The organism is Halopseudomonas sp. L-58, from assembly GCF_056859475.1.
On record NZ_JBSXON010000085.1, the window covers coordinates 197,757 to 217,200 of the forward strand.

15 protein-coding genes are annotated in these 19,444 nt (G+C 62.9%); 7 read left to right on the forward strand and 8 right to left on the reverse strand.

All coding sequences use genetic code 11. The annotated features are described in order from the left end of the window. Nucleotides 1-28: 28 nt before the first annotated feature. Both ggpS and AC13EY_RS17645 read right to left on the reverse strand, forming a co-directional pair. Entirely contained in the window at nucleotides 29-2,305 is a 2,277-nt protein-coding gene (gene ggpS / locus AC13EY_RS17640) for a glucosylglycerol-phosphate synthase (protein ID WP_482877049.1), read from the reverse strand. Then, a complete protein-coding gene (locus tag AC13EY_RS17645) occupies nucleotides 2,283-3,614 on the reverse strand; it encodes an MFS transporter (protein WP_482876999.1) in 1,332 nt (443 codons plus the stop codon). The genes ggpS and AC13EY_RS17645 overlap by 23 nt, the downstream gene beginning before the upstream one ends. A 219-nt stretch (nucleotides 3,615-3,833) precedes the next feature. On the opposite strand from AC13EY_RS17645, the gene AC13EY_RS17650 reads away from it, so the two are divergent. The 3 genes from AC13EY_RS17650 to AC13EY_RS17660 are packed head-to-tail and all read left to right on the forward strand — an operon-like array spanning nucleotide 3,834 to nucleotide 5,093. Beyond that, nucleotides 3,834-4,127, forward strand: coding sequence for a hypothetical protein (locus AC13EY_RS17650; RefSeq protein WP_088276569.1), 294 nt, complete (start codon nucleotides 3,834-3,836; stop codon nucleotides 4,125-4,127). A gap of 5 nt (nucleotides 4,128-4,132) precedes the next feature. Beyond that, the gene (locus tag AC13EY_RS17655; RefSeq protein ID WP_228246735.1) at nucleotides 4,133-4,600 is read left to right on the forward strand and encodes a flavodoxin family protein; all 468 of its coding nucleotides are present in this window, start codon (nucleotides 4,133-4,135) and stop codon (nucleotides 4,598-4,600) included. A 4-nt stretch (nucleotides 4,601-4,604) separates the two neighbouring features. Then, nucleotides 4,605-5,093, forward strand: a complete 489-nt coding sequence (locus AC13EY_RS17660; RefSeq protein ID WP_482877001.1) for a SprT family zinc-dependent metalloprotease — start codon at nucleotides 4,605-4,607, stop codon at nucleotides 5,091-5,093. Here AC13EY_RS17660 and AC13EY_RS17665 read toward each other — a convergent pair. Next, nucleotides 5,068-5,904 (reverse strand): spermine/spermidine synthase domain-containing protein, encoded by an 837-nt coding sequence (locus AC13EY_RS17665; RefSeq protein ID WP_482877003.1) that lies wholly within the window; start codon nucleotides 5,902-5,904, stop codon nucleotides 5,068-5,070. The two genes, AC13EY_RS17660 and AC13EY_RS17665, sit on opposite strands and share 26 nt — an antisense overlap. Before the next feature lie 563 nt (nucleotides 5,905-6,467). On the opposite strand from AC13EY_RS17665, the gene AC13EY_RS17670 reads away from it, so the two are divergent. From AC13EY_RS17670 to AC13EY_RS17680, 3 genes are all read left to right on the forward strand, one after another. Continuing rightward, entirely contained in the window at nucleotides 6,468-8,333 is a 1,866-nt protein-coding gene (locus AC13EY_RS17670; RefSeq protein ID WP_482877004.1) for a monovalent cation:proton antiporter-2 (CPA2) family protein, read from the forward strand. 67 nt (nucleotides 8,334-8,400) lie between these two features. Beyond that, entirely contained in the window at nucleotides 8,401-9,240 is an 840-nt protein-coding gene (locus AC13EY_RS17675; protein WP_335599066.1) for a CvfB family protein, read from the forward strand. A gap of 343 nt (nucleotides 9,241-9,583) precedes the next feature. Continuing rightward, nucleotides 9,584-11,032 carry an esterase-like activity of phytase family protein gene (locus tag AC13EY_RS17680; RefSeq protein WP_088276576.1) on the forward strand — a complete coding sequence of 483 codons (1,449 nt, stop codon included), beginning with the start codon at nucleotides 9,584-9,586 and terminating at the stop codon, nucleotides 11,030-11,032. A gap of 64 nt (nucleotides 11,033-11,096) precedes the next feature. Here AC13EY_RS17680 and AC13EY_RS17685 read toward each other — a convergent pair whose 3' ends face one another. The 4 genes from AC13EY_RS17685 to AC13EY_RS17700 form a co-directional block, all read right to left on the reverse strand. Next, a complete protein-coding gene (locus tag AC13EY_RS17685; protein WP_482877007.1) occupies nucleotides 11,097-11,900 on the reverse strand; it encodes a helix-turn-helix domain-containing protein in 804 nt (267 codons plus the stop codon). A 16-nt stretch (nucleotides 11,901-11,916) separates the two neighbouring features. Further along, nucleotides 11,917-12,504, reverse strand: coding sequence for a LysE family translocator (locus tag AC13EY_RS17690; protein WP_482877009.1), 588 nt, complete (start codon nucleotides 12,502-12,504; stop codon nucleotides 11,917-11,919). A 136-nt stretch (nucleotides 12,505-12,640) separates the two neighbouring features. Further along, nucleotides 12,641-15,007 carry a DUF6351 family protein gene (locus AC13EY_RS17695; RefSeq protein WP_482877011.1) on the reverse strand — a complete coding sequence of 789 codons (2,367 nt, stop codon included), beginning with the start codon at nucleotides 15,005-15,007 and terminating at the stop codon, nucleotides 12,641-12,643. A gap of 121 nt (nucleotides 15,008-15,128) precedes the next feature. Continuing rightward, nucleotides 15,129-16,550, reverse strand: coding sequence for an aminotransferase-like domain-containing protein (locus tag AC13EY_RS17700; protein ID WP_482877013.1), 1,422 nt, complete (start codon nucleotides 16,548-16,550; stop codon nucleotides 15,129-15,131). 359 nt (nucleotides 16,551-16,909) lie between these two features. Between AC13EY_RS17700 and AC13EY_RS17705 the strand changes: the two genes are divergently transcribed. Continuing rightward, nucleotides 16,910-17,575: an SGNH/GDSL hydrolase family protein gene (locus AC13EY_RS17705; protein WP_233049365.1), complete on the forward strand. Its 666-nt coding sequence runs from the start codon at nucleotides 16,910-16,912 to the stop codon at nucleotides 17,573-17,575. Between the two features lie 218 nt (nucleotides 17,576-17,793). Here AC13EY_RS17705 and pgi read toward each other — a convergent pair whose 3' ends face one another. Beyond that, complete coding sequence (gene pgi / locus AC13EY_RS17710) at nucleotides 17,794-19,443, reverse strand: glucose-6-phosphate isomerase (RefSeq protein WP_233049364.1); 1,650 nt, start codon at nucleotides 19,441-19,443, stop codon at nucleotides 17,794-17,796. Nucleotide 19,444 lies beyond the last annotated feature (1 nt).

Consider the following 19,444-nt stretch of genomic DNA (forward strand, 5'->3'; position numbering starts at 1 on the left):
ACCGGGTTCCCGGTCGGCAAGCCCCGCCTCAGGCAACCTCCCCCACCTCGTCAGCCTCCAGCGCGCTCGCAGCCTCACGGCGCTGGCGCACCGCCTGCAGAAACTCATCGCCCCAACGGCGAATATCGTTGTACTGCACCACGCCAAACAATTCGCGCAAGCGTGCCAGCCGCTCGGCCTTGCCCAGCGTCAGGCCGATGTAGAGGGTATCGCGCAGGTCATGGGGATCATGCGGATTGGTCAGCAGCGCCCCGTGCAGCTCGGCCGCCGCGCCGGCAAACTCCGACAGCACCAGCACCCCACTGCCCTGGCACAGCCCCTGGGTTGCGACATATTCCTTGGCGACCAGATTCAGACCGTCGCGCAGCGGGGTAATCCACATCACATCGGCCATCAGGTAATAGGCCACCAGATCCTCGAACGGCACCGCGCGATAGAAGAACTGCACCGGCGTCCAGCCGACCTTCGAGAAGCGCCCGTTGATGCGCCCGACCGCCTGTTCAATCTGACTGATCAGCTCGTCATAGACCGTCATCTCCCGCGCGGCCGGCACGCAGATGGTAATCAGCGTGACCTTGCCGATCAGCTCCGGGTGGGCATCCAGCAGCGCTTCAAAGGCCAGCAGCTTGGCATAGGTGCCCTTGGTGTAATCCAGCCGCTCGACCGACAGCACCACCCGCACCCCCTGCAGTTGCTCACGCAGCTCGCCGATCAGCTGCTGGCAGTGATCGCTGTCGATCACATTCTGCACCCGGCCGATATCCAGTCCGACCGGATGCGCGCCCAGACCGATCTCGCGGCCGTGCACACTGATGCAGCTGGTCATGCGGTCCAGCCCGACGGCGCAGCCGTAAGTCAGATAGCGCGGCGCGCAGCCCTTTTCCTCCAGCACCTCCAGCGGCGCGACGCCGCGGGCCACGTCGACAAAGTTCTCGGCCTGACGCGGTATGTGAAAGCCGATGTAATCGCACTGCAGCAGGCTGCCGATGATCTCGCGCCGCCACGGCAGCACGTTGAATACGTCAGCCGACGGGAAGTAGGTATGGTGAAAGAAGGCGATATTGAGGTCCGGCCGCAGCGAGCGCAGAAACGCCGGCACCATCCACAGGTTGTAGTCGTGCAGCCAGACTACCGCGCCCTCAGCCGCCTCTGCCGCAGTGCGCTCGGCAAACAGCCGGTTCACCTTGAGGAACACCGCCCAGTCCTCCTCGCGAAACACCGCGCGCTCCCAGAAGGTGTGCAGGGTGGGCCAGAACGCCTCCTTGGAAAAGCGCTTGTAAAACACGTCGACATCATCCTTGGTCAGGGCAACCCGCGCCGCCACCAGATTGGGGTAACGCTCGGCATCTACCTTGGTGTGCACCTCGAAGGCCTCGCGCTGGCGCGGGTCGTGAATCGACCAGGCCACCCAGGAGCCGGGCTGGTCGCCACCGAAAAAACTCAGCAGGGTTGGCAGGATGCCGTTGGGCGATGTGGGCGGACGGCGCACCAGCTTGCCGTCCTCGATCACTTCCTCGTAAGGCAAGCGGTGATACACCATCACCAGGTCCGCCTTGCCCTTGATCTGCAGATCACGCAGCTCGGAATCCACACCGAGCGGGCCAAGAAAGCCGAAGTGCGAAACCGCCTCCAGAATCCCGCCGCAGCCGCTCAGGCGCGCATGCAGCACCTTGGCCCGATCAGCCGTGGCGTCCAGCAGCCCCTGCTCCGATTCGCCAACGCACACGCCCATGAAGCCCTGCTCATACATGGACAGGTCATTCAGGGTGTCGCCGGCTACCAGCACCCGGTCCATCGACTCCCCCAGATGCTCAACCAGCCGACGCAGCGTCGAGCCCTTGTTTACTCCCTTGGGCAGGCAGTCCAGATACATGCCGGCGGAAAACAGCAGATCACAGCCCAGCTCATCCGCCGCCTTGTGTACCCGCTCGGTCACCGCACCGGGTTCGCAGAACCAGGAGCAGCGGCGCTGCTGCGGTACTTCCTGACGTTCCAGTCCGGGGAAGCCGGCCATCCGCTGGGCAACCACCTGCTCGCCCGGCCAGCGCTGCTCTATTTCGCTCTGCACCGGGTAGACCGGCTGCAGGGTGTCGCCATCAACCAGGGTCGCACCCACATCACAGATGATGTAGTCCGGTCGCGGAATGGCCGGATCGGAAAGCAATGGCACCACTACCTCCAACCCCCGTCCCGTCACGAACACCAGGGTGATACCGGGGTGTGCGTTGATCAGTTGATACAGGCGCTGCCGGTTGTCCGGATCGCCTGCCAGAAAGGTTCCATCAAGGTCGGTTGCCAACATCATGGGCGTGATCTCCATCTTGCTGCTCGAATTCATCGCGGGCGGTCTCCCGACCGTCCGCCGCGTGATTGCTGCCTGCCACCTCGTCACCACTTGCCTCTTCCAGCATCATTTCCAGTACCGCGGTCGAGGTGCGCACCATCGGGACCTGATGCGCCGCGCCATCGACAATCCGATCATCGCCCTGGCGCAGATGACGCAGGGCATAGACCGCAATCAGTGAGAACATCAGGGCAAAAAACAGCGGCAACGCCGATGCAGCCGTGATTCCCATCAGGGCACCGGCCAGCGCCGGGCCAACCGCAGCCCCAAGGCCATGCAGCATCAGCAGAGAGGCGTTGCCCGAGAGAATATCTTCCTGGTGTAAGTGATCGATCAGATGCGCCACAACCGCCGGATACACCGAGAAGGCACCCGCGCCGAAAATCGCCGCAGCCAACAGCAACCAGAGACCGAACGGGCCGAGCAACGCCATCAGCACCCCGCCTGCCGCCGCCAAACCGGCGATGATCACCAGTGCCCGGCGCCGGTCGATACTGTCGGACAGGCGCCCCATCGGCCACTGGGCCAATGCGCCAGCAAGGATCACCAACGACACAAAGCCGGCGATCTGCGCGGTATCCATTTCCATGCGCGCGGCATAGACCGCCCCCAGACCCCAGAATCCGCCCATGCCAAGGCCCGACAGCACCGCGCCGGCACAGGCCACCGGCGCCGCCTGCCAGAGCCTGGCGAGCTTCAATGGCGGGGTATCGTCAATTACCGGTTGCGGCAGGCGGGTGGCCGACACCGGCATCACCGCGAGTACGATGAAGGTCGCGGCTACGGCAAACAGGGTAAAGGTCAGCGGGCTGTCCCAGTTCAGCATCTGCTGGGCCAGCGCCAGCGCGCCGAGGTTGACTGCCATATAGCAGGCAAACACCTGGCCGCGGCGCTCGGGCGGCGCCTGGGTGTTGAGCCAGCTTTCGATCACGGTATAGATGCCCACCAGCGCCACGCCGGTGATCACCCGCAGCAACAGCCACAGGCCAGGTTGAATCCACAGCAGATGAATGAGTACACAGGCCGCTTCGGCAGCGGCGAGAAAGGTGAAGGCGCGCACATGCCCCATGCGCCGGATCAGCCGCGGGCACAGCCAGGTGCCGAGGATGAAACCGGCAAAGTAGGCCGAGCCGAGTAAACCCAGGGTCTGATCACTGAACTGCTCGGCACTGCCACGCAAGGCCAGCAGAGTATTGAGCAGTCCGGTGCCCAGCAGCAGCAACGCAATGCCGCAGAGCAGTGCCGCGATGGGCAACAAAAGCCTGATCATGGAGCCGCGTCTCCCAAACGGTGGATCGGTTCCAGGCAGGTAGGGGGTGCAAATGGGGGTCTTGGTGACCCACGGATATTTGTATTCAGCTGTAAACACCCTACCCCATCAGGTCCGCGATGACCAGCGCATGACCGGAAGCGGTCATGGCCGGTTTGCTCGGCGGAGCCGTCGGGTTACACTCGCCGAAAGGTTCCTCGCAGAGACACAGACTTCCGCATGGCCACACTCAAAGATCACGCCCGCACACTGTGCGCTCCCCTGCTCGCCCCGCTGGAACGCGGCGACGAGCCATTCCACTACGCGCCCAAAAGTCGCCTGATTCTGGTCATCATGTGCGCCCTGTTTCTGACCATCGCCATCGGCCTGGCGGTCTTGCTGCCCTCCGGCAGCGATCCGTTCTTCCTGCTGCCGGTCGCCGTGTTCGGCCTGATCGGCCTGGCAGGTTTGCTGATTGCCTGGCTGGGCAGCGACCGCGCCGTGTCGCGGCTGTGGAACAGCCGGCAAGGTTGAGCGCCATGCCTCGCAAACAGTTACTGATCGTCGCCCACGCGCCGTCGCCGAATACCCGGCGACTGGCCGAAGCGGCGCTGCGCGGTGCCAGCCATGCCGATATCGAGCAGGTAGACGCGCGCTGGGTGCCGCCGCTGGAGGCGCAACCTGACGACGTACTGGCGGCCGATGCGATTCTGCTCGGTACGACCGAGAATCTCGGCTACATGAGCGGCGCGCTGAAGGACTTTTTCGACCGCTGTTATTACCCGGTGCTGGAACAAAAGCAGGGGCTGCCCTGTGCGCTGTATATCCGCGCCGGTATGGATGGCACCGGCACTCGCCGCGCCGTCGAGTCGATCGTCACCGGGCTGCGCTGGAATTGGGTGCAGGAACCACTGACCCTGCGCGGCGACTGGCAGGACGGGTTTGAGCAGCAGGTAGAAGAATTGGGGCTGTATCTGGCTGCCGGCCTCGACAACGGGGTGTTCTGAGTCGATGGACCGCGTAATCGCCCGCACTGAGGAATGCTACCGGCTGGCAGAGCAGCACTTTCGCCGCCGTTTTCCGCGCCCCGATATTGAACTGGATCTGCGTGGCCAGCGCGCAGGGGTTGCCTATCTGGATCGCAACCTGCTGCGTTTCAACGGCCGCATGTACCGCGAGAACCAGGAGCACTTCCTGCAGCACACAGTGGCGCACGAGGTCGCGCACCTGATTGCCCATCAACTGTACGGGCATCGCATTCGCCCGCACGGCCGGGAGTGGCAGGGCCTGATGATCGGGCTGTATGGTCTGCCCGCCAACCGCTGCCACAACTACGCGGTGCCGACCCGGCGGGTCACCCGTTACCTGTACCGCTGCGCCTGCCCGGACCCGATGCCCTTTACCGCGCAACGCCACGCCCGGGTTGCCCGTGGCTCGCGTTATCTGTGTCGCCGTTGCGGCAGCCAGCTGCAGTTTACCGGCAGTCGGCAGCAGGGATAGCGTCTTCGGCTCTGCGCAGCACTTCCACATAGGGGCGCAGGCTGTACCCGAGCTGCGGCTCCAGGCTATCTGCCCAGCGGCGCATCGTATCCTGATCCAGCGGTAACTCGCCGGCCTGCGGAATGAACAGCACGATATTGCCCTCCTCGACTTCCACCTGCAGATAGCGATCACCAAACAGCTTCTGCAACCGCTCTGCCGCGTAGGGCTGCCCGGTATGGCCCAACTGCCACTGGTTCACCACCATCAGCCCGCCCGGGCGCAGCGCCGCATGGCACTGTTCGAGAAAGTCCATACGCAATTGCAGGGCGGTGATCCCGCCCTCCATGTACAGGTCGAGCAGCACCAGGTCGGCACTGGCCTGCTCGCGCTCAATGACCTTCTCGGCGCTGTCGATCAGCACGGTCAGTCGCGGATCATCCGGCAGGCCGAACCAGCGCCGGGCTACCTCCACCACACCGGGGCGCAGCTCCACGGCGGTGATCTGCTGCGGTTGCAAATGGGTCAGCACCGCGCTGACCAGCGAGCCGCCACCGAGGCCCAGCGCCAGCACCCGCTGCGTATCCTCCAGCCAGTAGCCGGCCAGCAGCATGGCGCGGGTGTAGTCGTACTCCAGCCAGGCCGGATTGCCGATCAGCCCGCAGCTTTGCTCGGTCTGCTCGCCAAAGAACAGATAGCGCAGCTCGCCAAGCTCGGTCACCCGGATCAGCCCGAAATCATCGCGCAGGCGCTCGACCTCCCGCTCCTGCTCTCCACGCGGGCGCAACCCGAGCCATTCACCGAGCTGTCTGATGCGCTGCAAAATTGCCATGTTGTGCTGGTTGACCTCTATTCTGTCTGAAATGTGGGGGCGCGGCGGACACGCTACGCTTAGTCCGCCCTACGTATTATCACCGCCGTGACCCAGCATCGTCATCGACTGCTTCGCCAAGCCCTGCGACAGGCCACCGGGGTTGAACGGCGGACACGCTGCGCCTGGTCCGCCCTACGCATTATCCCCGCCTTGGCACGGCATCGTCGTCGAGCCCTGCGACAATTCGCCTGTAGGGTGGTCAACGCACCGCGTTGGCCACCGGAGCTGAACGGCGGACACGCTGCGCTTAGTCCGCCCTACGTATTATCCCCGCTGTGGCCCGGCATCGTCATCGAGCCCTGCGACAGGTCGCCTGTAGGGTGGTCAACGCAAAGCGTTGGCCACCGGGGTCGAACGGCGGACACGCTGCGCCTGGCCCGCCCTGCGCAAGTGGACCTGCAGCGTGGCGGTTAAAAAAGCGTCTGTGGCGCATTGAGCAGCAGGCCTGCGAGGGCCTAGAATTGGCCGTCTGGCAAGCTCTTGCCACCTCCCCCAGCCAATCTCCCTTCGGGTATCTCTTCATGCATGAACCGGGCAGCATTCTGCAGGTCGTTGTCGTCCTTCTGCTCGCCACCGTCATCGCGGTGCCATTGGCCAAACGCCTGCGTCTGGGCGCTGTAATTGGTTACCTGGCGGCGGGTGTGATCATCGGCCCCGGTGCACTGGCACTGATCGCGCACCCGGAAAGCATGAGCCATGTATCCGAGCTGGGCGTTGTCCTGCTGCTGTTTATCATCGGCCTGGAACTGTCGCCCAAACGCCTGTGGGTCATGCGCCGCGCGGTGTTCGGCACCGGACTTGCTCAGGTGCTGCTGTGCGCAAGCGTGATGGCACTGCTCGCCTGGCTGGTGTTTGCCCAACCGCTGCAGACCGCGCTGATTCTCGGCCTGGGTCTGGCCCTGTCGTCCACCGCATTCGGCCTGCAGCTGCTGGCCGAACGGCGAGAGCTCAACAGCCCGCACGGCCGCCAGGCCTTTGCCGTACTGCTGTTTCAGGACATCGCAGCCATCCCGCTGATCGCACTGATTCCGCTGCTGGGAGTCCAACCGGAGGGCAGTGCTGACGGCAACCCGCTAGTGCGAACCGCCGAGGTGCTCGGCAGCATCGCCGTGATCGTAATCGGCGGACGCTATCTGCTGCGCCCGCTGTTCCGCGTGGTCGCCCGCACCGGTCTGCAGGAGGTCTCCACCGCCACCGCCTTGCTGGTGGTGATCGGCACCGCCTGGCTGATGGACATGGTTGGCGTGTCGATGGCACTGGGCGCGTTTCTGGCCGGCCTGCTGCTGGCCGATTCCGAATACCGTCACGAGCTGGAGTCGCAGATCGAGCCATTCAAGGGGCTGCTGCTGGGCCTGTTTTTCATCACCGTGGGCATGCAGGCGGACCTCTCACTGCTGGTCAGCGATAGCAGCGCAGTCGCCCTGCTGACCGCACTGGTAATCGGTCTCAAATTGCCGCTGATCTATCTGGTTGGCCGTAGCGTAGCCGGGCTCGATAGCGCCAACGCGCTGCGTCTCGGCCTGGTGCTGGCCGCCGGTGGCGAGTTCGCCTTCGTGGTCTTCCAGCTGGCTGCCGGGCACCAGCTGCTGAGCCCCTCTCTGCACGGCATGCTGGTGCTGGCGATCACCCTGTCGATGGCCATCACCCCGCTGCTGATTCTCGCCCTGTCACCGCTGCTCAGCCGGGCCGCAAACAGCATCAGGCCGGTTCCACCAGAGTACGAACAGATCGAATCCGACAGCCCCCGCGTGGTGATCTCCGGCATGGGCCGGATGGGCCAGGTGATCGCCCGCATGATGCGCGCCCAGCGTGTGCCTTACATTGCGCTGGATACCTCGGTCGACAGTATCGACATGTCGCGCAGCCTCAGCGCCGACATGCCGATCTTCTACGGCGACCCGTTGCGCCCCGAGATCCTGCGCGCGGCCCAGGTCGACAAGGCGCAGTTCTTCATCATCACCAGCAGCGACCCGGACGTGACCCTGCGCACCGCCGAAACCGTGCGTCGCCTGTACCCGGCGATCACCATCATCGCCCGCGCCCGCAACCGTCAGCACGTGCACAAGCTGATCGACCTGAATGTCCTGGCCGTGCGCGAAACCTTCCATTCCAGTCTGGAAATGAGCCGGCAGATTCTGACCGGCATGGGTCTCAGCCCGGAGCAGGCCGACTCGCGTATCGCCCGCTTCCGCCGGCACGATGAAGCGGTGCTGGCGGCCCAGCACAGGGTCTACGATGACGCCGCCGCGGTAATGCAGACAGCCCGTCAGGCCCGTGCGGAGCTGGAAACGCTGTTTGATGCCGACCGCATCGAGGTCAACAGCGTGCAGGATGCCGTAGCCGGGGCAACCCAGACACCCGACGCGGATGGCAGCCAACGGCAATAGCGACGACCCGCACTGTTATCGCAGCGCGATAGCCCCTAGAATGCGCGGCTAACTCAGGAGCAATTACATGGCCGACATCGGGCGATTCAACAAACTGCAGATCATCAAGCAGACCGGCTTCGGGCTGTACCTGGACGGCGGTGAAGACGGCGAGATCCTGCTGCCCAACCGCTATGTGCCAAAAGACCAGCCCACCGAGGTCGGTGACTGGCTGCGGGTATTTATCTACTTCGACAGCGAAGACCGGATCATCGCCACCACCACGCGCCCGCGCGCGCAGGTCGGCGAGTTCGCCAACCTCAAGGTGGTCGCGCGCAATCAGGTCGGTCTGTTCCTCGACTGGGGTCTGCCCAAGGACGTGCTGCTGCCGTTTGCCGAACTGAAGAAGCCGCTCGAAGAAGGCCAGTACTGCGTTGCCTACCTGTACCTCGACAAGCACACCAGCCGGGTACTGGCGACCACCCGACTCGACCGCTATCTGGACAAGACCCCGGCCCGCTACAAGGTCGGTGATGCGGTCAACCTGCTGCTGGTCGAGCGCACCGACCTGGGCTACAAGGCCATCATCAACAGCGAACACTGGGGCCTGCTGCACCGCAACGAAGCGTTCAGGCCGGTCAAGCTGGGCCGCAAGGAACAGGGCTACATTCGCGAAGTCCGCCCGGACGGCAAGATCAACCTCAGCCTGCAACCGGTTGGCGGCCAGGCAGCAGACCTGCTCCAGCAACAGATTATCGAACGTCTGCAGGCCAATGGCGGTCAGCTCGCCCTGAGCGACCGCAGCAGCCCCGAGGCCATCAGCGAGGCCTTCAACGTCAGCAAGAGCAACTTCAAAAAGGCGCTCGGCGGCCTGCTGAAAAAAGGCGTTATTCGGATTCATCCGGAGCATATCGAACTGGCCAACTAGGCAACGGCCCTCAAACGGCGGACACGCTACGCTTAGTCCGCCCTACGGAGCGCCGCCCGACGGAACGCCGCCCGACGTCGGGCGGAGTAAGCCAACGGCGTCTCCGCCATCGCGGCATCAGGCCTGCGCTCGTGCTGACCCACTGCACCCAACGGTGGACACGCTGCGCTTGGTCCACCCTACGCATTACCGCTCCGCCGCAGGCCATAACGCCTGAACGGCGGACTGGCCTGATCCTCAAACGGTCATCATGCGTTCGCTGTTTTGTCACCTCCCGGGGCTAGTCTGCCGATCTTCGCGCACGGCAGCCGCCAGCGCCTACTCCCGATACAAGGACGAACAGATGACCCACTGGAAAGTGCTTTCGGCCGTGCTGCTCGGCAGCGCACTGCTCACCGCCTGCAAATCCTCCAGCAACGACGACGATGCCACCGTCACCCCGGAACAGGCGCTCGCCACCAAGCTGGCAGCCTTCCCGATGGAGGGCGTCGAGCTGCCCTTCACCATCCTGCGAGATGACCTGATCGACGGCAAAACCGAAGCTCCCTTTGAAATCCGCAATGGCGGCTACGGCTCAGCCATGACCGCCCACCCGAGCCGGCTGGGCGAGTTCTACGCCATGACCGATCGCGGCCCCAACGCCGATTTCGTCGGCGGCGAATACGGCTCCGGAAAGTCCTTCCCGGTCGCCGATTACACCCCGCGTATCGGCCACTTCCGCATCACTGCCGACGGCGGCGTCGAACAGCTGGCAACCATCCTGCTGAAGCGGCCCGACGGCACCCCAATCACCGGCCTGCCCAACACCTCGGCGCTCGGCGGTACCGGTGAAACACCCTACAACCCGGATGGCACGCCGATCGTGGTCGACCCGACGCAGCCCTTTGATGCGGAAACCAACCCCATCAAGCTGGACGATTACGGTCTGGATGGCGAAGGACTGGTCGCACTGCGCGACGGCACCTTCTGGGCGAGCGACGAATACGGTCCGCACATGGTGCACTTTGATGCCGAAGGCCGCGAAATCGACCGCATCAATCCCTTTACCGCAGACACCCGCACCCGCATCAACCTGCCCGCCGAGTACGCCTATCGCCGTGCCAACCGCGGCATGGAAGGCCTTGCCATCACCCCGGACGAAAGCACCCTGGTCGGCCTGATGCAGTCCACCATGGACCTGCCGAGCAAGGCAGTGCGTTCACTGACCATCACCCGCATCGTTACAGTAAACATCGCGACCGGTGAAATCGGCCAGTATCTGTACCAGCAGGAAAAGCCCGCCAACTCCAACTCGGAAATGGTCGGTCTGAGCAGCACCGACTTCCTGGTACTCGAGCGCGACGGCAGCTTCCTGTATGGCGGCCCGAACGGCGCGGCCGGCGTGTCACCCAACGCACAGAAACAGGTCTACCGCATCGACCTGTCCACCGGCACCAACCTGGAAACCGTCGCCCTGCAACCCGGAATGGTGCAGGACCCGGATCTGGGCCTGACCATCAACGGCAAGACACTGGAAGAAGTAGTGCTGGACGGCGGCTGGGCGGCACTGGCAGCGGTCGGCATATACCCGGTAGACAAGACCCTGGTGCTGGACATGGTGGTTGAGGCCAACTATCCGCACGACAAGATGGAAGGCCTGTGGCGCATCGACGATGGCCATCTGGGCGTGCTCAACGACGATGACTTCGCCACCTGGTCTACCGGCGGCGTGCTGGAGCAGAAAATGCTCGATGAAGCCACCATCGACGCAGGCCGCCTGTATATCCGCGAAGTGGATCTATCGGTGGACTGATTCGCTGACCCGGCTGAAACACAGAACAGGCGCCCGATCCGGCGCCTGTTTTGCTTTCCAAGACTCAGGCCGCCTGATGAAAAGCCCGATACTGGCCCGGCGTCAGTGCCGTGCGCAGCTTGAAGTGACGCTGAAAGTGAGCCTGATCGGCAAACCCCAGATCCAGCGCCAGATCATTGAGGCTGACCGCGTCAGCTCTCAGTCTCGCCCGCGCCTGCTTGATCCGCTCATCCAGCTGAAACGCATGCGGTGCCTGCCCGTAAAGACGCTTGAAGCCGCGAATCAACTGGTAGCGGTTGAGCTGCGCAGCCTCCGCCAGCTCATCGAGCTGCAGATTGCAGCCAAGCCGATCCATGATCAACTCCCTCGCCCGCAGCAGTCCGCTCTGGTGCAAGGTACTAGCGCTTTCCTGCTGGCAGGCAAACAGGGGTTGCAACAGGTCTATCAGTCGACTTTCCGCCTCCAGCGCCCCGTCGCTGCGCTGCAGGCTGGCAAACAGGCCATCGAACCCGGCACTCGCGCCGGCAGCACAAACGTCAGGGAAACAGCAATAATCGGCGCTGCCGCCAAAAGCCTCACGCTGCAACGTACCCAGCCAGCTGGCATCAACAAACAGCATCCAGTAGGACCACTGACCCGCTGCCGGATTACAGGAATGCACCTCACCCGGATTTACCGTGACCAGGCTGCCCACACCAATGCGTTCAAGACGCTGACGGTTACGGTACGCCGCATGGCCCCGATCAATGACGCCAAAGGAAAACTCATCGTGGGTGTGAGCCTGATAGCAGGCACTGGAACGACTGGCCTGGCGCAGCTCAATCAGCGGCAGCGCCGGACTGCGCTGGAGAAACTGCTCTTGCAACATGCTCACCTCATACCGGTTACGGCAACAAAATCAACACGACGCTCAGCACCAGCAACAGCGCCATCAACAGGTTGAATACGCGCATCGCCCGCGTGCCTGGCAGACGCCCGCCGAGCAGATGCCCCAGCACCGCCCAGCAGCCAACCCCAAACAGGCAGACAACCAGCGACAGGATACAATAGATCGCCAGCGGCTGCGCCTGGTTGCTGACGAACATGCCGAGCCCCGACAACGAAAACAGCCAGGCCTTGGGGTTAAGCCATTGGGCCAGGGCGCCAGCCCAGAACCCCGGAATCGTGACGCCGGCAGCGCCCGACAGCCCTGGTTCGGCGCTGGCAATACGCCAGGCCAGATACAACAGATACGCCGCGCCAACCCAGGCCAGCACATCCAGCAGCGCCGGGCTCTGCGCCAGACTGCCGAGCAGGCCAAGGCCGAGCAGCAATACCAGCAGCGCATAACCAAACGATGCGCCGAACACGTAGGGCATGGCGCGCAGCAGGCCTGCCCGCGCCGCGCTGCTGACCGTCACCACACACACCGGCCCCGGCGCGACCGAACCCACCAGCGTAAAAGCCAGCATCGATAACCACAGCGACAGCATCTTGCGCCCTCACAACCATGACAGCGGCATGCTGAAGCAATCGGGCTGGTCTGTATTGAAGGAAATTGCGCACGTAAAAAAGGCGCCTTGCGGCGCCTTCCCAAAGTCCGGGCTCAGACCCGATCCCCAGGCTGCCTCAACTTTCCGGCCGCCCCTGATCGGGCTGACTGTAGTCGCACACGCCCTGCGGGAAAATCGCGTTGAGCTGGTCGATCTCGCCGCTGTCCGGCACCCAACCGCCATAAGTACCATCAACCAGCGCAGTGCTGAGCGGTTTCAGCGCGCATTTGAAGATGCTGCCTTCAATCGGTCCACCCGCCTGCATACGCGAGGTTTTATAGGTCGGGAACTGCTGGGTACAGGCGCCTGCCGGCTGCTCGTTGATGATGCCGTCCCACACCCCGTCGCCTTCGGCGATCAGGCTGCCGTCGGTGTTGAAACAGCTGTCCAGTGCGGACGCCGGACGGTTCTCACCAATACTCAGATCGGGGTTTTCGCGGATGTTGGTCAACCACTCATCCAGCACCTCCAGCGCCATCCAGGTCTGATCGAAATTACGCTGCGGCCGCGGACGATCCGGGTCCGAGGTATCAGTTGGTCTGGCATCGGTAAACCAGATCACCTGGTTATCCGCATGGCCCATGCGGTTCAAAATGCGCTGGCGGGCAGAGAAGGACTGATGGCTGTTATGCATATCCAGCACCTCCTCCAGGTAATGCCGCCAGTCGATCACTGGTATGTTGAGCTGGCCATCAAACACAATACCCTGCGCGTAGGCGGCGTTCATCGCCAGCGGATCGCCCTCGGTTCGCGGCGCCGGTGTTGTCCCGTCAACACTCAGATTCATGTTGCGGCTGCTCCACGGATCAAAGTTGCCCGGCGTATGCGGCGGCAGAAACGGGGAGCCCTCCTGAACCATTTCGCTCGGCTGCTTCCAGCCGCCAATCAGCGCATTGAGGCGCAGGAACTCGGCCGGCGTGATCTGGCCCTGGCGCAGCGGCTGAAGGCCATACTGCACCCCGACATTGTCAAACAGCGTGCGTGGCTCGCCCTGCTCGTCAACGCCGTAGACGTTGCGCAGGTCATCGAAGTGGGTCCAGTGCACGTCTGACATGATCTCCGGCGGGTACATCTGGTCCTGATAGGGCGCCTGGCCGTAATGCGGGTTCATGGTGAGAGGCGTCAATCCGCGCCAGGCAGGAATGCACTCAGTGGAGCCGGGCGCACTGGCAAACCCCAGCGCAACTTTGGTGTCATACAGCGGATCAGGGTAATCGTCAGTCGCGTTGAGGCCCACCAGCAGGCTGCGGTTCTCGGTAGTCTGCCAGCGCAGGTTGGCGCGGTCGGTTGCGTCCATAAAGTACTCGAGCAGCTCGCAATCCCCAATGTGAATCGTTTGGGTCACCATGTCCGGATAGGAATATTGCGGCACCCCGGCATCAATCAGCCCCGGGTGATTCTGCGAGTAGACGTACTGTTGAATCGCACCACCGGAGCCACCGATGGCCACCGTGTACTCCGGCACCCCGAAGCGTTTGACGAAGTGCTCCTTGGTCATCAGCGCGGTCTCGCCACCGACCTGCAGGTTGTAATGCGTACTGGCACGCGTGCCAGTGGAATAGATCACGGCATAGCCCAGCCCGAGGACCTCGGGGGTCAAGGCGTCACCACTCAGACGCCCCTGGCTGTGGCCAATACCCACTCCGCCCTCGAAATGATAGAGCAGCCGTCCGTTCCAAAGGTCGGTACTGGCGGCGTCATCCGCGTCGTTACGGTCGGCCAGGGTAGCAAAACTGTAAATAAACCGGTTCAGCGTACCGACCTCACGGCGCACCACGAAGTCGACCGTGCGGCCATCGGTTAAGGTCGTGGTAGCCATATCTGCAGGACGGCTGCGGTCCTGCGGTAATGGGGCGTAATCGCCTTCGGTGGTCATGTAGAGGAACTCTACCCGGGGCTCAATGGCGCAATCGCGGCTATAACCAACCACGGTTTCGCCTTCATAAACCGGATATCCGGCCTCCTGATTGTCGACCAGTGGCTGAATACCAACCTGTTGCACCACGCTGCAGACGAATGGGTACTGCTGCGGACCGGAGAACACCGGCCCGGTCTCGGGATACGCGGTCAAGGTCATGCTGTAGAGCTCGCCATGGGTGCTGTGGTGCAACTCAAGGCGGTTTTCACCCAGCGTCAGACCTTCGACCAGCACCTCCAGCCGACCATTGCGCTGCACCATGCGGCTGGGTTCGATCTCGGTATCGTTCAACCACAGCTCCAGGTTATCGAGCTCGGCATCAACCAGATCAATATCACCTTCGATGGTAATCAGAACGTCGTCACCGGTGACCTGATCGACCGCGCTGGAAAGCACGCCAAGGGACAGGTCCGGGCGATTTGTATCATTGGAATCGGAGCCGCCGCTGCTGCTCAAGCAACCAGACAGGGCCAACGTCAACAAACTGAGTGAAAAGACGGGTGCGAGACTGCGCAGGTGTGCCATGGATCATCCCTCTCCGGCAATGGGCTTTTTGTTTTTGGTATCACGCGCCCCATCCTAGGGCAGAGCGTTTTGTGGAAAACAGGTACAGATCTGCCAATCCCACTGATACAGATGTTGCCACTCACTGCATTTGGGCAACCAGCGCCCCCAGCCGCCGTAGTTTCTCCCGCACTTCGGGCGTCAGGCCGCTGCCAACGTTGAGTCGCATAAAATCGGAATGCCGCGGCCCGACGGAGAATACACTGCCGGGAAAAATGTGAATGCCGTCGTTCAGCGCCTGCTGGAACAGCTTGCGTGAGTCCCGGTGCTCGGGCAGTTTCACCCAGAGTACACACCCCCCTTCCGGCGGGTGCACCCAAGTCCCCGACGGGAATGACTCGCGCACCAGTTCCAACGCCTCAGTGACCTGTTGCTCAAGCGCCGCCCGAAGCTGCACCAGATGTTGGGCGTAGGCACCGCTTTCGATAAACCGGCTCATGACCAGCTGCGGCGCCGCGGCCGTAGTGATGCTGCTGATCTGTTTCAGCTCCCGCAGCCGATCATGGAAACGACCCGCCGCAACCCAGCCGAGACGCAGGCCGGGCATCAAGGATTTTGAAAACGAATTGCAGTAAATGACCATGCCAGTGTGATCGAGCGCCTTGGCCGGCTGCGCGTTGCCGGCATACACGGTGTCGCCCCATATATCGTTTTCGATCACCGGCACCTGATAGCGCGACGCCATCTCGACCAGCCGCTGCTTGCGCTCATCGGTCATGACATACCCGAGCGGGTTCTGCGCGTTGCACGACAAAATACAGGCCTTGACCTGCCCTTGCCGGAACACCTGCTCCAGCGTGTACAGGCAGATGCCATCGCGGTAATGGGTCGGAATCTCCACCGCACGGCGCTGCAGGACATCCAGCGCCAGCAGAGTCCCATAGTAGGTTGGCGACTCTACAGCCACCACGTCACCGGGCTTGGTCACCGCACGCAAAGCCAACTCCATCGCCTCCATGCAGCCATTGGTGACCAGAATGTCGTCTTCACCAATCCCTGCGTCATAACCAATGCTGCGCATGGAAAGCTGACGTCTCATCGCCGGCAGGCCGTTGGGATGACTGTAGTCCCACATCATGCGGGCATGACGACGGCTGGCATCGCGCCAAAGGCGCATGATGCGCTCAACCGGCATCAAGCCGGGGTCGGGTAGCGCAATCCCCAGGTGCAACGCCTGCTCGGAAATGTGCGGCTCCATAAAGCGCAGGATCTCTTCGCTCAGAGATATCTCGACCGGCAGCACTGGAAAATGACTGACATTGCCGTTGACCGCCGGCCTTGGCAGCGCGTGGCGCACATACGCCCCTGAGCGGTCACGCACTTCGATATAGCCGTCCATTTCCAGCTTGCGCAACGACTGAACGGTGGTGTTGATGCTGACGCCAAAGGCTTTGCTCAGCGCCCGAACCGAGGGCAGGCGTTCGCCCGGAATAAAGCCGCCGCGCCGGATATGCTCGGCGAGGCGTTCGCTTAGGGTTTCGTAGAGAAACAGCTCCTGAGACATGGCATTCCCTGCCCCGCAGCATGCTGCACCGCGGCCACTTGTATTCTTGTAGGTATGCACGGAGTGTAGCGCCCGTGTTTCGATGCGCCAACCTGGTGCACCTCTCTGGCATCTTCCCCAGTGCCGATCGGCCCGGCAAAACATCCGTTGGCTGAACATCCACCGCAGCCAGTCTGCGGCTTTTACCCTTCGACAGCTCGCTCCCCGTCACAGCGCCCCACTCGCCCGTTTGGGTGCTTGTTTACCCCGCCCCGCCGCCTAACATGCGCGATGCATATTGCGAAAATGTCTCCTTTTGTTTCAACACCTGATTCAGCCTTACTGGAGACCCGTCAGCACAACAACAAAAAGGAATGCCCATGCACACTCTGTTCAAACGCGGTCTGGCCGCACTCGCCCTCAGCACCCTGGTCAGCCTGCCGGCCATGGCCAGCAACCCCGGCATCAGCAGCCCGGACACCATGATCCTTGGCGATTCGATCTTTGCCCTGTCCGGTGATATTCACGAGAACCTGGAAGCCGATCTGGACGAGAACATCGACACCTACGCCCGCTCCGGCTGCCAACTGACCGGCGGTAACATTCTCTGTTCACGGCTGTATTCGGTAGAAAACCAGTACGCCCGGGCCGACAAGAGCGGCATTCGTACGGTGATCTTCAATGGCGGTGGTAACGACATTCAGCTCAACAGCTGCCGTCCTTCACTGAGCGCCTGCATGCCGCTGCTCAACGAGCTGGAAGATCGCATCGCCACCCTGGTGCAAAAGATGCGCAATGACGGTATCGAAGAGATCATCTTCCTCGGCTACTACAACGCCGTGGGCAGCGCCGAGGACCTGCAGGACATCAACAACTACAGCATGAACTACAAGGCTGCAGCCTACCCGGGCATGGGTGTGAAGTTCGTCGATGTGCGCGCCGACTTCGCCGGCCGCGAGTCGATTTACATCACCAGTGACGGCATTCATCCGACCGCGGCCGGCTCGCGTGTGCTGTCCAACCGCATCCTGCAGGCGCTGGACTGATCCGCACTGCTAACTCCATGGTCGCCGGGGCTAAACGGCGGACACGCTTTGCTTAGTCCGCCCTACGCATTATCCCCGCCGTGGCCTGGCATCGTCATCGGCTGCTTCGCCAAGCCCTGCGACATATCGCCTGTAGGGTGGTCAACGCACCGCGTTGGCCACCGGGGTTAAGCGGCGGACACGCTGCGCTTAGTCCGCCCTACGCGTTGCGCCGCTGATCACGCGCTACCGGCCATGATCCGCGCCAGCAGGCCGGCGGTAGAGGCATCAGCGCCCGGCAGGCGCTCGATGTCGCCGCGGATGCAGGCCAACGCATCTACGGCGATACGTTTACCCATCTCCACGCCCCACTGGTCAAACGGGTTGATTTCCCAGATCACCGACTGCACGAACACCTTGTGTTCATACAGGGCAATCAGCGCGCCCAGGCTGCAGGGCGTCAGTTCATCCAGCAACAGGGTCGAGCTGGGTTGATTACCGCGATAACGACGGTTGCGCGGCAAGGTGTCGGCATCCTCTACCGCCGCATCACCGAGTGCCAGCAGCCGCGACTGGGCCAGACAGTTCGCCAATGCCAGCTCGTGCTGGGCCCTCAGTTCGGCCACGGCAAGGCTATGCTGGGCCTCGCGGTAGCGCCGTGCCGGCACGATAAAGTCGCAGGTGACCGGCTCGGTCCCCTGATGCAGCAACTGATAGAACGCATGCTGCGCGTTAGGGCCAATGGTGCCCCAGACAATCGGGCAGGTGGCGTAATCCACCGTGTCGCCGGCCAGATTGACCGACTTGCCGTTGGACTCCATCTCCAGTTGCTCCAGGTAGTTGGGCAACTCCTTGAGGCGTCCGTCGTAGGGCAGTACCGCGTGGGCGTTGATGCCCAGCATGTTGGTGTTCCAGATGCCGATCAGCCCCAGCAGCACCGGCAGATTGTCGGCCCAGGGCGCCTGACGGAAATGCTCGTCCATCGCATGCGCACCGGCCAGCAACTCACGAAAACCCGCCATGCCGATCGACAGGGCAATCGGCAGGCCAATGGCCGACCACAACGAAAACCGCCCGCCAACCCACTCCCACAGCGCCAACTGATTGGCCGGGGCAATACCCCACTCCGTCATGCGCTCGGCCGCTGCCGACACGCCGATAAAGTGGCAGGCCAAGAGCCCCGGCAGCTCGCCCAGCTCGCGCTCCAGCCAGCCGCGGGCGGTGGCCGCATTGCTCAGGGTATCGATGGTGGAAAACGACTTGGAGGAAATGATAAACAGCGTCGCATGGGGATTCAGGCCACCCAGCAGCTGCGACACCTGGCTGCCGTCCATGGTCGAGGCAAAGTGCACCCGCAGCGGCGAATCGTTAACCGGGCGAGAATCGGTGAGCGCCTCGGTGACCATCAGCGGGCCAAGGTCCGAGCCGCCAACGCCGATATTGACCACATCGGTAATCGCCTCACCGGTGGCTCCACGCCACTGGCCGCTGCGCACCTTCTGCACGATGTCATCCATGCGTTGCAACTGAGCCTGCACCTGGGCGTTGATGTCCTCCCCGGCCAGCACGCAGCCATGCTCGGCCGGCAGGCGCAGGGCCCAGTGCATCGCGGCCCGACCCTCGCTCGGGTTGACCGCAGCACCGGAGAACAGCTCGCTCATGTGCTCGGCCAGCCCCTGCTCGGCTGCCAGATCAAACAGCAGCGGCAGCGTGCGGGCGTCCAGCCGCTGCTTGGAGAAATCAAACAGCAACGGGCCGAAGGCGCGATGCAGGCTGTCAAAACGCCCTGCATCGGCGGCAAACAACTCGGCCAGATGGCTGCTGCGCAGCTCCGCGGCATGCTGCATCAGCGCCTGCCAGGCGGGCTTGTGCGTCAATGAACTGCTCATG

Excerpts from the sequence above, each read along its gene's own strand:
- ggpS (WP_482877049.1), bottom strand. The coding sequence starts at position 2,305 with ATGATGTTGGCAACCGACCTTGATGGAACCTTTCTGGCAGGCGATCCG.
- AC13EY_RS17645 (WP_482876999.1), bottom strand. The coding sequence starts at position 3,614 with ATGATCAGGCTTTTGTTGCCCATCGCGGCACTGCTCTGCGGCATTGCG.
- AC13EY_RS17650 (WP_088276569.1), top strand. The coding sequence starts at position 3,834 with ATGGCCACACTCAAAGATCACGCCCGCACACTGTGCGCTCCCCTGCTC.
- AC13EY_RS17655 (WP_228246735.1), top strand. The coding sequence starts at position 4,133 with ATGCCTCGCAAACAGTTACTGATCGTCGCCCACGCGCCGTCGCCGAAT.
- AC13EY_RS17660 (WP_482877001.1), top strand. The coding sequence starts at position 4,605 with ATGGACCGCGTAATCGCCCGCACTGAGGAATGCTACCGGCTGGCAGAG.
- AC13EY_RS17665 (WP_482877003.1), bottom strand. The coding sequence starts at position 5,904 with ATGGCAATTTTGCAGCGCATCAGACAGCTCGGTGAATGGCTCGGGTTG.
- AC13EY_RS17670 (WP_482877004.1), top strand. The coding sequence starts at position 6,468 with ATGCATGAACCGGGCAGCATTCTGCAGGTCGTTGTCGTCCTTCTGCTC.
- AC13EY_RS17675 (WP_335599066.1), top strand. The coding sequence starts at position 8,401 with ATGGCCGACATCGGGCGATTCAACAAACTGCAGATCATCAAGCAGACC.
- AC13EY_RS17680 (WP_088276576.1), top strand. The coding sequence starts at position 9,584 with ATGACCCACTGGAAAGTGCTTTCGGCCGTGCTGCTCGGCAGCGCACTG.
- AC13EY_RS17685 (WP_482877007.1), bottom strand. The coding sequence starts at position 11,900 with ATGTTGCAAGAGCAGTTTCTCCAGCGCAGTCCGGCGCTGCCGCTGATT.
- AC13EY_RS17690 (WP_482877009.1), bottom strand. The coding sequence starts at position 12,504 with ATGCTGTCGCTGTGGTTATCGATGCTGGCTTTTACGCTGGTGGGTTCG.
- AC13EY_RS17695 (WP_482877011.1), bottom strand. The coding sequence starts at position 15,007 with ATGGCACACCTGCGCAGTCTCGCACCCGTCTTTTCACTCAGTTTGTTG.
- AC13EY_RS17700 (WP_482877013.1), bottom strand. The coding sequence starts at position 16,550 with ATGTCTCAGGAGCTGTTTCTCTACGAAACCCTAAGCGAACGCCTCGCC.
- AC13EY_RS17705 (WP_233049365.1), top strand. The coding sequence starts at position 16,910 with ATGCACACTCTGTTCAAACGCGGTCTGGCCGCACTCGCCCTCAGCACC.
- pgi (WP_233049364.1), bottom strand. The coding sequence starts at position 19,443 with ATGAGCAGTTCATTGACGCACAAGCCCGCCTGGCAGGCGCTGATGCAG.